Raw genomic sequence first — 14,414 nt, forward strand, 5'->3', positions numbered from 1 at the left:
CTAAAAATACCTGAAGGAATCTGATGCAGTACATGCTTGATGCCATCAAATTCCAAAGTATGTCCAGCATTTGGCCCTCCCTGAAATCTGGCCACTACGTCATATTTTGGGGCCAAAACATCCACCACCTTGCCTTTTCCTTCGTCGCCCCACTGCAAACCTAATAAAATATCCATTTTCATTTCCTGTAAAATCAACTCCTAGATTAAAGTCTTTTTGAGGCGTGAAATTTGGAATAAGGTAAATGAATTGCAAGGAAATCAGGGGATTTATTCTTGCCGATCAAATAATTCCTTTTGCGGGCAATTATTTGAAGGATCAAAAGTCCACTTCAACAAAATAATAATTCAGGTAATTTTCGTCTGGTTGCTCTTTCGCTTTGAAAAACAACCTTCGCTCGACTGCAAAAAAGAAAGTTGACAAATCCGGTTGCATATTCGTCAGATTCGCTTCACCTACTTTTTTGAGTTCATTATCAAAAATTTCAATGAATATTTCAGGGTTCTTTTTGTCTTCGCCTAAAGTTGCGCCTCTGATTAACCTACAAAAACCTTTATTATTAGGCAACTTTTCAAGGTTCCCAAAAGATACATCAAAATCCCATTCATCCATTGTTTGGTTTGCTTCAAAAAAATCCATATCATCCCTTAATTTCTGATGAGTTGACTTCTCATTTGGAAATAATTTTGAATCAAAGTATTTGGTTAAAAAATTCAAGCTTTCTGGATTTACAACAACAATTTCGTTACTGTAGGAATAAGATAAAATCAATTTTTCATCATAATAAAAAACATAAGGCAGGTTGTTTTTCATAATATACAACTGATTCCTATAGATATTTTCATTTTTGCTGACCATATCCACATCAAAAAAATCAGGAAGTCTAATTAATTCCTCAGTTATGATATTGAACTTACAAAGTGCAACCTCACCAGAAACCATATTTTGAACAAAGAAGTATAGGTTTTCCTTTTTAGCATCAAAACCTTTAAAAAAGTGATCCAGTAAAAAACTGACACTACCGGGAAGAAAAATATCCGATTTCTCACCAAATATATCAGAACTAAATTTAACTTTTTTTATTTCTCCGGATTTTAGGTCTTTAATAACAATACTTCTATTCCCTACAAAAACAAACCCTAAACTGGACCCTAAGAAAAAATTAAATTCTCCAATTGCTTCCGGACCTTCTTCTTCTAAAAAAAACCCTTGAAAAATTTTAATTTCCTCGTTCTTGAACGAAACTGAATCAATGAATTTACTATAAGGGTTAAAAATAAGAAAGTCACCAACATCATTAGGGTTTGTTGATTTTGGGAATGGCAAATTTGAACTTAATCCGACTTGTCCTATGTATGCTTTTCTTTTGCTTCCAACATCTATTGTTATATCCCCTGAAAAACCGCTTTCAGTTTGACATGAATAGAACAATATACACAAAAACCAAAGGTTCTCTAATCTCATTTTCACCATTTAAATATCAACAAATATTTCCACATCATTGGCTTAACAAGGAATTAGGTTAAATTGGTATCAATCAAATGTGTTAATATAAGATCATCCAGGACAATTAGCGGAAAAATGATGGGTTCAGATTAATTCTTTCTTTGCTTCCTCAACAGTATCAAATACAGTAAAAATATTGTTCAGTTTGGTGATAATCAACAATTTCTTGACATGCTCAGAGGGTGAAGTTAAATACACCTCACCTCCAGCATTCCTCATCTTAGTAAGCATGGTGATCAATAATCCAATCCCACTGGAACTGATGTATCTAATCTGACTCAAATCCACCACGAAAAATTTTATTTCATCATTTACTGCATCTGATACAAACTCGACCAATTTTGGACCTACCTCATCTCCAATCAAATCCCCCTCAACATATAAAAAATAAGCAAGCTTTTCTTTTTCTAATTTATAAGTTAGTTTCATATAAGTGGTTTATTTTCGCAATTTTCTTTTTGACAATTACCGTAAAGAATCAGAGAATGGTGCATCACCTGAAAGTTCAAAATCTCACCTACTGTATTCTGAATATTTTGGATTCGCGGGTCGCAAAACTCCAAAACCTGATTGCAATCCACGCAGATCAGGTGATCATGTTGCTTGTACCCATAAGATTTCTCGAACTGGGCCAAGTTCTGACCAAACTGATGTTTGCTTACCAAATCACATTCCACCAAAAGATCCAAAGTATTGTAAACTGTTGCACGGCTAACCCGATAGTTTTTATTCTTCATGGAAATGTATAAGGACTCTACATCAAAATGACCAGACCTCCCATAAATTTCCTCGAGAATGGCATAACGTTCCGGTGTTTTCCGCAATTTCTTGTTTTCCAGGTAGGCTGTGAAGATTTTTTTTACCTCTTCAAAAAGGCTTTCATTTAAGGCCATGAATTGCTGATTTTTTTGTAAATATAACGGTTCTTATTTAGAAAAGATTCAAATAAGGGATTAATATCCATGGTCTGTTGGGCTTAATACAGACAGTATTATTCAGCGCCATAATCAATCGAACCTTGTTACCTTAATAACACCATCTACCTTTGAGAGATTGGAAACCATTTTTTCAAGGTGCTGTGTACTGTGTACATAGAGTTTGATCGTGCCTTCGAAGATCCCGCTATCAGAGTCTACAGTAATGGACCGCATATTGACTTTGAGTTCGTTTGAAATCACCTTGGTTACATCGTTGATTAAGCCTACCCTATCAGTTCCAATTATTCTTAATCCAGCAAGAAAAGCTATTTCCTGTTGACTGGTCCACCTTGCTTTAATCACCCGGTTGCCATGATTGGAAAGTAATTCCAAAGCATTTGGGCAGGAGGTTCGGTGGATTTTGATTCCCTCATTAATTGTCACAAATCCAAAAACATCATCCCCTGGGATGGGATTACAGCATTTGGCCAAAATGTAATCAACCACATCCATATCCTCTCCAATCAGCAGTTGGTCATGATCCGGTCCCTTAAGGCTTTTGATTTCTTTTGTAAAAGAGGATTCGTCCTTTACTTTATCATTGGTTATTTTACCTCTTTGTTTTTTCTGATCCTTGAAATCTTTGAAACTTTTAATGGAAGTGGGATCAATAATTCCTTTACCCACTTTATAATAGAATTCATTTGGTGTTTTGGTTTCAAAATACGCACGCAATTGCTCCACCACTTCTGAATTAAAATCCATTTTCATCTGCCGCAGTTTCCTCTGAACAATCTCCTTGCCATCCATCATGGTGGACTTCTTCTCTTCTCTTAATGCATCCTTTATTTTAGCCTTGGCCCGGGAGGTCATTACAGCATTCAACCAATCTTCTGTGGGCTTTTGCTTATTGGAAGTAAGAATTTCTACCTGGTCCCCGTTTTTCAATTTGTGATTGATGGGAACTAATCGCTGATTTACTTTTGCTCCGATACATTTAGCCCCAACTTCGGTGTGGATTTCAAATGCAAAATCCAAGGCAGTGGCACCGAAAGGGAGTACTTTTAGATCACCTTTTGGGGTAAACACAAATACCTCGTCATGGAAAAGATTGCCCCTGAAATCATCCATGAATTCTATCGCGGATCCATCATTGGACTCGAGTAAGCTCCTGACCTGGGTTATCCACTCGTCAAGACCAGAAGAGCTGCGGCTTTGTGCCGCTTCAATCTCCTTGTATTTCCAGTGTGCTGCATAGCCCCTTTCTGCAATCTCATCCATACGGACCGTCCTAATCTGAACTTCCACCCATTGACCTGTATTGCTCATGACAGTGGTATGAAGTGATTCATAACCATTGGCCCTTGGCGTACTGATCCAGTCCCTCAATCTGTCAGGATTGGGTCTATAAAAATCCGTCACAATGGAATAAACCTGCCAGCAATCCGCCTTTTCTTCTTCAAGATTGCTGCTGATAATTATTCGGATAGCAAAAAGGTCATAAACTTCCTCAAAAGGAATATTCTGTTTTTTCATTTTATTGTAAATGGAATAAACAGATTTTGGCCTTCCTTTGATGGTAAATTCAAATCCTTGCATCTCAAGTTCTTCCTCAATAGGTTGAACAAAAGACTTGATGAATTTATTTCTGGAAATTCTGGACTCTGTTACTTTATGCACTATAAATTTATAGGTCTCAGCATCAGTATATTTCAAGTAAAGGTCTTCCAATTCGGACTTGATGGCATATAAACCCAATCTATGTGCTAAAGGTGCATAGAGATACATGGTTTCTGAAGCAATCTTGAGCTGTTTGTGCCTAGGCATACTTTCAAGGGTTCGCATATTATTCAACCGATCTGCCAACTTGATCAAAATTACCCGTACGTCATCAGATAGGGTCAGAAGCATCTTTCTAAAATTCTCTGCCTGTTGAGAGGAACCGTACTCAAAAACTCCTGAAATTTTGGTCAAACCATCTATGATTTTGGCCACTTTATGACCAAAATCCCTTTCAATGTCTTCCAATTCAAGATCCGTATCCTCGACCACATCATGCAATAACGCAGAAACTATACTGGTCGTCCCAAGTCCAATTTCTTCCACACATACCAAGGCAACCTCTAATGGATGATAAATGTAAGGTTCACCGGATTTCCTGCGCATTTCTCTATGTGCATCATTGGCCACATTAAAAGCTTGTTTGATCACTTTGGCATCCCCCGGCTTTAGCATGGGCTTTGCCATACGGAGCAACTTTCTGTAACGCTTTAAAATCTCTTTTCTTTCCTGCTCTAGGTCTACTTGAATCATAATTTTTGGGTAAGCCAAATGTTAAATCAAAATTAATAGCTTCTTTGAGAAATATTTACCTGTTTTGTCTGTATTTTTTTTAAACACTTTTTGCAAGTTTAAATTTGATTCTTACCTTTGCGTCCACAATTAAGCGGATGTGGCGAAATTGGTAGACGCACTAGACTTAGGATCTAGCGCCGCGAGGCATGGGGGTTCGAGTCCCTCCATCCGCACGTTTTCCAGCCCTCAATCACGTTTCACATTTCGAAAGCGCCAAAGCGCCGGGATTTGAGAAAAGAGATTGAGGGTTTTTAATTAAAATCAACCAAAATCATACTGCCTTGGAAATCATTTTAGACAAACATTCAGCAAATCAAGCTTCAGTTAAAATTAAACTAAATGAAGCAGATTATCAACCAAAGGTTGATGCGAAACTTAAGGACTATGCCAAAAAAGCCAATATCAAAGGCTTTAGACCTGGTAAAGCCCCGGTTTCAATGGTTAAGAGAATGTATGGAAGCTCTGTATTGGTAGATGAAATCAACAGTATTCTTTCCGCTTCCCTCAATGAATACCTGAAAACCCAGACTTTCCGTATTCTAGGTGATCCACTTCCGGTTCTGGAAGATGCAGATAAAATTGATTGGAACGAACAAAAAGAGTTTGAATTCCAATACAAAATTGGTTTTGTAGAGGAAGTTCCAGTGAATTTGGAAGATTCCATGGAAGCTACTGCTTACAGCATTGAAATGGATGATAAAGAGGTGGATAATACCATAGATAACTTAAGAAGTCAGTATGGGAAAATGACCAACCCTGAGAGCAGTGAAGAAAATGACTTCCTTTATGGGGATTTAAAAGCACTTGATGGATCTTTCGAAAAGACTTTTTCGCTACCCTTATCAAAGGTGGACGGAAGGGCCCTAAAGAAGTTTCTTGGTCTCAAAAAAGGAGATGCGGTTGAAATTGATCCTTCCAAAACCATCAAGGAAGGCCTTGCCGGTATTTTGGATATTTCGGAAGAAGAGGCTTCACAGCTTACAGGTAAATTTGAATTTACCGTACAAAATATTAACAGGACAGAACTGGCAGATTTAAACCAGGAATTTTTCGACAAGTTATTTGGAGAAGGGCAAGTTGATTCCGAGGAAGCCTTGAGATCAAAAGTTAGAGACATCATGTCAGAAAACTACAACAAGGAGTTAAAAGTATACAGTGATGAAAAAATCAAAGAACAGTTGGTCGCAAATACCAAACTGGATTTACCTGAAGACTTCTTAAAAGAATGGCTAATTAAAGCTAACGATGGAAAAGTAACCTCGGATCAGGTGGAAAAAGAATACCCTGTTTATGCCAACCAATTGGCTTGGACCATCATATCCAATGAGATTGCCAAAAACAATGAAATACAGGCGGAACATGAGGATGTGATTGAAAAAACCAAGGATATGATCCGCGAACAGTTTGCATCATCAGGTCTTGGTGCACAATTGGAAAACAGCATGGATATGTTTGTGGACAATTACCTAAAAGGAAATGATGGGCAAAATTACATGCAGATGCTTACTTCGGTCCAAAACGACAAGGTATTGGCTTTTGTTAAGGAAAAAGTACAATTGAAAGAGGAAAAAATATCAGTTGATAAATTCCAAGAACTCTTGGCAAACTAATTATCCGATTAAATCGTTAACAAAAAGTCCTTATTACTAAGGGCTTTTTTTATTTTTGTACAACATTAAAAGGAAAAATATGATTAACAGAGACGAATTCAGAAAATTCGCCGTACACGGCCAAGGCATCAGCGGAAACGCATTTGACCAATACACCACCCATATTGATAACATGACCCGTTCGGTGATTGAGGAAAGACCGACAAATTTCCGTGAAATAGACGTTTTTTCGCGATTGATCATGGATAGAATTATCTTTTTAGGCACACAGGTGGACGATTTTATTGCAAATATTATCACAGCACAGTTATTGTTCCTCGAATCTACTGATCCCAAGAAGGATGTTTTACTCTATATCAACAGTCCTGGAGGTTCGGTGACGGCAGGGTTAGGTATTTACGATACCATGCAGTATATTCAACCTGATGTAGCGACTATCTGTACTGGTATAGCCGCTTCCATGGGGGCTGTATTGCTAGCCGGAGGTGCCAAAAATAAAAGATCTGCTCTTCAACACTCCAGGGTAATGATTCATCAGCCTTCAGGAGGTATGCAGGGACAATCAAAAGATATGGAGATATCATTGAAATTGATTTTGTCCATGAAAGAGGAACTGTATCAGATTCTAGCGGATCATTCAGGAAAAACTTTTGATGAAATCGAAAAAGATTCTGATAGGGATTATTGGATGAAAGCTCCAGAAGCCAAAGAATATGGCCTAATTGACGAAGTTTTGATCAGAAAAAATAAATAATGGCACAAGTTACCTGTTCATTTTGCGGTAGGAATAAAAAAGATGTAGACCTTATGGTATCGGGCATTTCTGCCCAAATCTGTAATTTTTGTATTGACCAGGCATATCAGATTTTGGGAGAAGAGGAAAAAACCAAAAAGACCACCAAAGACCCGAAATTTAAACTGAAAAAGCCCAAGGAATTGACCGAATACTTGAATCAATATGTGATCGGACAATACGATGCAAAAAAAGTACTAACAGTAGCGGTTTACAACCATTACAAACGCCTGCTTCAAAAATCCAATGATGAAGATGAAATCAAAATAGAAAAATCCAACATTATCATGGTGGGTGATACAGGTACTGGGAAAACCTATCTTGCAAAAACATTGGCCAAAGTGCTGGAAGTTCCATTCTGCATCGCGGATGCTACTGTACTTACTGAAGCAGGTTATGTGGGAGAGGATGTTGAAAGCATTTTGACAAGACTTCTTCAAGCAGCAGATTATAACCTGGAGGCAGCAGAAAGAGGTATAGTATACATTGATGAAATCGACAAGATTGCAAGGAAATCTGACAATCCGTCAATAACTAGAGATGTTAGCGGAGAAGGCGTGCAACAGGCACTGTTGAAGCTACTGGAAGGAACTGTAGTAAATGTACCACCTCAAGGTGGAAGAAAGCATCCTGACCAAAAAATGATTGCTGTCAATACCGAGAATATTCTGTTTGTATGCGGTGGCGCATTTGATGGAATTGGAAGACACATAGCAAGGCGCTTAAATACCCAACCTTTGGGTTTTAATAAGGTATATGAGGGACAGCAGGTTGATAGAAGCAACTTACTACAATATATCACTGCCCAAGACCTCAAATCTTTTGGATTAATTCCAGAGTTGATCGGCAGATTGCCAGTTGTAACGCATTTGGATCCTTTGGACAAGGAAGCCTTAAAAAGTATATTGACAGAACCTAAAAACGCTTTGACCAAACAATACATCAAATTGATGGATATGGAAGGTGTCAAATTGGTGTTTGAGGAAAGTGGTATTGATTATATTGTGGAAAAGGCCATGGAATACAAGCTAGGAGCCAGAGGCTTGAGATCTATCTGTGAAGCCATTATCACTGATGCAATGTACGAACTGCCTTCGGATGATTCTGTGAAGGAATTGGTAATTGATGCCAAATACGCTCGAGGTCAATTTGATAAATCAAAATTCAAAAAATTACAAGTGGCTTGATTGCTACGCTAATAAATGAAAAACGCATCCATTAAATGGATGCGTTTTTTTATAATTTTCAGTTTCCTGCGTTCAATAGCATAACCAGTCTCTTTACATCGTTTATTTCCTTCAAGTCCAATCCATAGGAATTAGCCATGTTATTGATCTTTTTATAGCCATCTTCACCAAAAAAACCAATCAGATTCTTTTTTCTAGGTTTCCAGATATATGCTTCCCCACCTTTATAAAGAATCAATTCTTCTGCATTTTGGAAGGTTTTAGACTGTTGAGAACCATAGGTGGCACCTGGATCATCTACCATCTTTTTAAATTTATGGTTTACAAGGGTAAATTCACCATCTACCAATACTTCAACAAAACGATTGCTACCAATTCCTGGAACCATATAGCCAGATCTAAATATTTGATTCGAGCTGTTTTTCCCTAATATAAACCCGTTGATTTTACCAGGAGAATAAGCCATCAGATCCCTATCCATTTGGTAGACTAAAGTATGATTAAAAGCATTGAATGCAATCATCAGATTTGAAGCTGTATCCTTTTCGGAAAAGACAATACTTCCAATTTCAAACTCACTCCAATATGGAGAACCTTTAACCTCAGGATAAGGGTTGGATAAAACAGGATTTCCGGTTCCCTGATCCCTTAACATCTGTAATTGCGCTAATAATGAATGATTCATCCCGAACCAAACTGTAAGCACCAGTAAACTTAAACTAAACTTCTTCATATAACAAAACTAAAAAAAAAGGCCGAAAAATCGGCCTTTTTTTAATATTTAAACGAATAAATTAATCCTCTTCTGGTGGATTAGGTCTTGTAATTCTTAACTGTACCTGCTTGTAGTTTTCGCTAGCGATAATATCAGAATTACCTTCCAATTCAATCATTACATCTACAAAACCGCCGATAGCTCCTGTATTCAGGATATCCACTGTTACTGTACCAAATGAAGAATTAGCAGGGATTACCAAAGAACCACTTACATTGAAATCTGTTCCTTGTACTGCAGTAGTTTGTTCTGGAACGACTCTATAATTAATGGTCTCATCATTTGGTCTTTGTCTGGCCACTAAATTTACCTGAAGGTTAACAGCACCAACATCATTACCGATAGCAATTCTTGGGAATGTTTGCCCTGGAGTAGGTGTCCTTACGACCGCATCTTGAAATTCTACTTCAGCACCTTCCCATATCGGATAGTTCTGCTCGATACATGAACCGAGCAATAAAACCATCACGAGAGAAAATAGGGATATGATCTTTTTCATAATTTTTTCAATTTTAGTATCCTCTGTTTTGGTTAAGATTAACGTTACCATCCACTTCTCTTTGCGGAATCGGAGGTAGAATTCTGAAATCATCAAAGGCTACAAAGTTTGTAGGTCCAAGATAGGACTTGTCCAAGTCTCTACCATATCTTTTGAGGTCAAAGAACCTTTGCCCTTCAAAAACAAACTCTTTAAATCTTTCATTCAATAACTCTTCCAACAAATCATCACCAGATAAAGTTACCGGATCCAATCCTCTTAAGGATTTGAATGCATTCAATTCATCTAGCGCTTCGCCAGTATTGCCAAGATGGAAATTAGCTTCAGCTCTATTGAGGTGCATTTCTGACTTTCTGATTACTGGAATATTGTCAGCAAAGGTAAAACCTGTCTTGGATATAAATTTAATACTTTCAATCTGACGGCCTGCATTTCTTACCGTATTTCCTGTAGTAAATAACTGTCCACGAACATCATTGTTCCTTGTTACATCCCAATTATTATTGTCTGTTTCAGGTTCTCCGATTTGTATTTGAGAAAGGCCAAAGAAATCCAAAACTCTTTGGTTGGCGATAAAATCACCCCATCCGCCTTGCGCATTCTTATTGCTAAGATTCAAAAGCGCTGTGTACGAAGACTGCAATGAAACGTTTACCCCTAACGATTCAAGTTCCAAAGCAAAACGTACTTCAAACATGGATTCAGGATGAACTGAAGCTCTCCAACCATCAACATAGGCCTCCCCTCCAAGAACAGTACCAACATTTGATCCAAGAGCGGCAGTAGCTGCATCTCTTGCTGTAGTCCAATCGCCTCTATACAATGCTACTCTTGACAATAAAGCCTGAGCAGCACCTGCGTTAGCAAATTGAACACCAGCTCTTGAAGCTGAAGATAATAGCGCAATGGCGTCATTCAAATCACTGTAAATCTGATTGTAATTCTCTTGAATGCTTGCCCTAGGAGAATTCCTGGTAAATGCAATATCAGATGCAATTGAACCTTCCAAAGGCATTGGAACACCACCCTCATCTGTCACTCCTGGCTGATAGATCGCAGTAGGCATGTAGGCATATACCTTAACCAAATTGAAATACCACAAGGCTCTTAAGAATTTTACTTCACCCTCCCAACGGGTCAATTGAGCAGCAGAAGCCCCATCTACACCCCTAGTTAATTGATCTAGGATAAGGTTAGCTTCATTGATGGCAAAATAGGAATTTTGCCAAAAAGCTGCTGTAAAGTGGGCATTGGGATTGTTATTATTTTCTCCGATCAAACGGCCAGAATTATTGGTAGTTCTACCAACATCTGCCAGAGCATCTGCCATGGCAAAAAGATCCCTACCATAAGTTGATTCAGCTCTCAATCTGGCATAAACAGAATTGATAGAAGCTTCCAATGCATCAGGAGTATTTAATGCTCCGTCAGCATCTATTGACTGCCTCGGGTCAACATCCAAGCTACAAGAAGTAGCCAAGACGGATAGACCCAACATAAAGGCAACCGCATATTTATATAATGAATTCATTTTTCTCATCATTTTCAATTTTAGAATCCTAACTGAACACCTATTGTATAGTTCCTTGTTAAAGGAAGCTGACCAGTGTTATCACCCGCAAATTCAGGATCATAACCTGGGTATCTGTCATATGTCCATAAGTTCAAACCTTGTGCATAAATTCTCGCTCTGGTCAATCCAAGATTTCTCACCAAAGTTGGGTTGAAAGTATAACCCACAGTCAATTGAGCTAATCTTATAAAACTGGCATTCAAAAGATTGGCAGTACCAAAATTCCTTCCTTGGCTCCTTACCTCGTTGGCATTACCTGCTGCAGTCACATAAGTTCTTGGAATATCAGTCATATCACCTGGTTCAACCCAAGCCCTGTCATTCACTTCTCTCAATGCATTCAAGGTCAAACGTGTACCATTCTCTCTTAAGAAGTTATACTGTCCATCAGATACAAAGGCACCATACTCATAGGTAAAGAAAGTAGTCAATTCAAATCCTTTGTACCTAAAAGTATTGTTGAAACCTCCAAAATAGGGAGCCAAATTTGATCCAAAATAAACCCTATCTGCTGCCAAGGGCAAATAAGTTCTGTTCCTGTTGATGTCAAACCACATTGGTCTACCTGTTGCAGGGTTAACACCGGCATACTCTGCAGCAAACCAAGAACCCGGAGCCTGTGCACCTGGGAATGGAGGGTTACCTACAGACTGACCTACTGCAATACCTGGGTTAGCAGGAAGGAAGTCCAAATCATCATACAAGCTGACAATTTCGTTTCTTACATAGGTAAAGTTGAAGGAAGTTCTCCACTGGAAACCACCTCTGTCGATATTTACCGTACTTACTTCAAATTCAATACCACGGTTCATCAATTCACCGACGTTATTGGCTATAGAGCTAAAACCATTGGTCCAAAGGATTGGTTGATTCAAAAGCAAATCTTTGGTTCTTCTGTCAAAAACATCTACAGCACCAGTTATTCTGTTTCCTAAGAAACCAAAATCAATACCCAAGTTAACTGTTTCGTTGGTTTCCCAACCCAAGTCTAAATTGGCTAAATTGGTTGGTCGGATACCAGGGTTTCCAGCATAGTTACCAGCAGATGGAGCCCCAAACAGCCCTCTAGCAGCAAAGTTGCCAATTTGATCATTACCAGTTCTACCCCAAGAAGCCCTCAATTTTAAATCGGTGATGGCTTCTGAATCTTTTAAGAAGTCTTCCATCGCGATATTCCAACCTGCTCTTACAGATGGGAAAATACCATACTGCGTATTGGCCCCAAAACGGGAAGACCCATCATAACGTGCTGTGGCAGTAAACAAGTATTTTTGTTTGTAATCATAATTGGCGCTGGCAAAAACACCTTGCCTTTTATATCCTGTCCAGAAACCACCTACGAATACTGGCTCCGCACCTGAATCGATGTATCTGAATTGGGATGTTGGGAAACCAATCGCCTGACCATTCAAACCCTGTCTGGTTTCAGTCACGTACTCAAAACCTGCCAAGGCAGAAACGTTATGGACATTATTGAATGTTTTATTCCAGTTGACAGTCTGAGTGGTAATGAATCTACTTCTCCAGTCATTAAAGTTAGTAGCTCTACCTCTCACCCCTGCTCCATCTGGAGTCCTTGGATCTACAAATCTCTCTTCCTGAAGGAAATTGTAATCTATACCAAACAATGATCTAAAGGTAATGTTATCAGCAATTTTATAAGTAGCTATTGCATTACCCACCACAGTATTTCTTCTGGAGAAACCTGAGTTGAATTCATTTACCAAAGCTACATTTTGTCCCAAAACACCTCCAATAGCTTCATTAAAAGAACCATCTTCATTTCTGATGGGATTGTGTGGTAAAACTGCAGAAGAAGAGAATGCTGGATTACCCAAAAACGCACCTGATATGGCAAATGGGATATTTTGACCCACAGTTGCCAAGTTAATATTGGTCTCTAATGTTAATCTTTCATTGGCTTTATGGGTCAATGAAGTTCTGAAAGTTCCTCTTTCAAAATCCACAGGACGGAAAGAAGATTCCTGGTAGTTATAAGAACCGGAAACGAAGAATTGCGTCCTTTCGTCACCACCAGATACATTCAATTCATAATTTTGAAGCCTTCCTGTACCCATCAGTTCTCGCTGCCAATCATATGTGGGTAAAGCAAGTCCGATTGCATCCAATTCCGCATCAGAAAGGGATTGCCAATTACCAGGCAATCTTGCCATATTGGAAAGTGCTCTCGCTCTCGCGATACCATCTCCTCCTCTTATTAAGGCATCTCTTCTCATTTCAAACCATTCTGCACCACCCAAGACATCCAGAAATTTCATTGGTTCTGTTTGACCTCCAAAAGCATTGAATTCAAACCTTGCTTTTCCTTGCTTTCCTTTCTTGGTTGTAATGATAACCACCCCATTGGCTGCCTGAGAACCATAAATGGCAGCAGAAGCCGCATCTTTCAAAATCTCCATTGACTCTATATCATTGGGGTTTAAGAAAGCCAGTGGGTTGGCCTGTGTAAGGGATGAATTTGCCTCATTGTTCAATTGAACGCCATCTACAATAAATAATGGCTCGTTGCCTGCCGTAACAGAACCCACTCCTCTGATACGGATGTTTACCGCACCACCTGGTAGACCGTTGTTAGATCGAACCTGCACACCGGCAGCTCTACCTTGAAGTGCCCTATCAAAAGTCTGCAAAGGCAGGTTTTCGATCAATTCACCTTTCACAGACGAAACTGCTCCGGTAACTTCCCTTTTTGGCTGCGTACCGTAACCTGTTACGATTACCTCCTCCAAACTTCTAGTGTCTGGTTCTAAGGTCACATTTAACTGAGACCTGTTTCCAATATTTATTTCTTGTGTCACTGTACCTACAAAAGAAAAAACAAGTGTATTGTTTTCTTGTGGTACATTTAGTGAAAATCTACCGTCCAAGTCGGTAGCTGTACCTAGCGTGGTACCTTTCACTATGACTGAAGCACCTGGAATGGGCAAACCATCCTCTCCGGATGTCACCGTTCCAGTCACAACACGATCTTGTGCAAATGCCGAAACAGTAGCAATCAAGAGCGCTAGTCCTAGTAGTAAAACTTTCCTCATAATTGATTTTTTTGGTTTAATGATAATTCAATTTTATCCATTAACCTTTTATAATGCAAAACCGTTTAGAAAAATTACATTTCAATGTAGGCGTATATTATTTAATAATATTTTATTTTTTTTAATAAAAAAATATTAAATTTCAA

General features: G+C 38.6%; 12 protein-coding genes and 1 tRNA gene. 4 read left to right on the forward strand and 9 right to left on the reverse strand.

What is annotated here, in order from left to right; all coding sequences use genetic code 11:
• The 5 genes from QZT73_RS15155 to QZT73_RS15175 form a co-directional block, all read right to left on the reverse strand.
• On the reverse strand, positions 1-182 hold a 182-nt coding region (locus tag QZT73_RS15155; protein WP_291789048.1), incomplete at its 3' end, for an adenylosuccinate synthetase.
• A gap of 136 nt (positions 183-318) precedes the next feature.
• Positions 319-1,464 carry a hypothetical protein gene (locus QZT73_RS15160; RefSeq protein WP_291789050.1) on the reverse strand — a complete coding sequence of 382 codons (1,146 nt, stop codon included), beginning with the start codon at positions 1,462-1,464 and terminating at the stop codon, positions 319-321.
• A 126-nt stretch (positions 1,465-1,590) separates the two neighbouring features.
• The gene (locus QZT73_RS15165) at positions 1,591-1,935 is read right to left on the reverse strand and encodes an STAS domain-containing protein (protein ID WP_291785151.1); all 345 of its coding nucleotides are present in this window, start codon (positions 1,933-1,935) and stop codon (positions 1,591-1,593) included.
• The gene (locus QZT73_RS15170; protein ID WP_291785149.1) at positions 1,932-2,399 is read right to left on the reverse strand and encodes a transcriptional repressor; all 468 of its coding nucleotides are present in this window, start codon (positions 2,397-2,399) and stop codon (positions 1,932-1,934) included. Before QZT73_RS15170 ends, QZT73_RS15165 begins: the two co-directional genes overlap by 4 nt.
• A 114-nt stretch (positions 2,400-2,513) precedes the next feature.
• Entirely contained in the window at positions 2,514-4,736 is a 2,223-nt protein-coding gene (locus QZT73_RS15175; protein ID WP_291785146.1) for a bifunctional (p)ppGpp synthetase/guanosine-3',5'-bis(diphosphate) 3'-pyrophosphohydrolase, read from the reverse strand.
• Positions 4,737-4,869: 133 nt separating this feature from the next.
• On the opposite strand from QZT73_RS15175, the gene QZT73_RS15180 reads away from it, so the two are divergent.
• The 4 genes from QZT73_RS15180 to clpX all read left to right on the forward strand — a co-directional run bounded on the left by QZT73_RS15180 (position 4,870) and on the right by clpX (position 8,368).
• Positions 4,870-4,951, forward strand: a tRNA-Leu gene (locus QZT73_RS15180).
• A 108-nt stretch (positions 4,952-5,059) separates the two neighbouring features.
• Positions 5,060-6,388, forward strand: a complete 1,329-nt coding sequence (tig, locus tag QZT73_RS15185) for a trigger factor (protein ID WP_291785144.1) — start codon at positions 5,060-5,062, stop codon at positions 6,386-6,388.
• Between the two features lie 79 nt (positions 6,389-6,467).
• Positions 6,468-7,142 carry an ATP-dependent Clp protease proteolytic subunit gene (locus QZT73_RS15190; RefSeq protein WP_291785142.1) on the forward strand — a complete coding sequence of 225 codons (675 nt, stop codon included), beginning with the start codon at positions 6,468-6,470 and terminating at the stop codon, positions 7,140-7,142.
• The gene (gene clpX, locus QZT73_RS15195) at positions 7,142-8,368 is read left to right on the forward strand and encodes an ATP-dependent Clp protease ATP-binding subunit ClpX (RefSeq protein WP_291789052.1); all 1,227 of its coding nucleotides are present in this window, start codon (positions 7,142-7,144) and stop codon (positions 8,366-8,368) included. The genes QZT73_RS15190 and clpX overlap by 1 nt, the downstream gene beginning before the upstream one ends.
• A gap of 58 nt (positions 8,369-8,426) precedes the next feature.
• Here clpX and QZT73_RS15200 read toward each other — a convergent pair whose 3' ends face one another.
• The 4 genes from QZT73_RS15200 to QZT73_RS15215 form a co-directional block, all read right to left on the reverse strand.
• The gene (locus tag QZT73_RS15200) at positions 8,427-9,053 is read right to left on the reverse strand and encodes a hypothetical protein (RefSeq protein ID WP_291789055.1); all 627 of its coding nucleotides are present in this window, start codon (positions 9,051-9,053) and stop codon (positions 8,427-8,429) included.
• A 109-nt stretch (positions 9,054-9,162) separates the two neighbouring features.
• A complete protein-coding gene (locus QZT73_RS15205; RefSeq protein ID WP_291778944.1) occupies positions 9,163-9,642 on the reverse strand; it encodes a DUF4843 domain-containing protein in 480 nt (159 codons plus the stop codon).
• A gap of 13 nt (positions 9,643-9,655) precedes the next feature.
• Positions 9,656-11,173 carry a RagB/SusD family nutrient uptake outer membrane protein gene (locus QZT73_RS15210; protein ID WP_291778939.1) on the reverse strand — a complete coding sequence of 506 codons (1,518 nt, stop codon included), beginning with the start codon at positions 11,171-11,173 and terminating at the stop codon, positions 9,656-9,658.
• Between the two features lie 20 nt (positions 11,174-11,193).
• On the reverse strand, positions 11,194-14,268 hold the full coding sequence (locus tag QZT73_RS15215; protein WP_291778936.1) for a TonB-dependent receptor: 3,075 nt from the start codon (positions 14,266-14,268) through the stop codon (positions 11,194-11,196).
• Between the last annotated feature and the right edge of the window lie 146 nt (positions 14,269-14,414).

Source organism: Cecembia sp., assembly GCF_007126775.1.
Classification (GTDB): domain Bacteria; phylum Bacteroidota; class Bacteroidia; order Cytophagales; family Cyclobacteriaceae; genus Cecembia.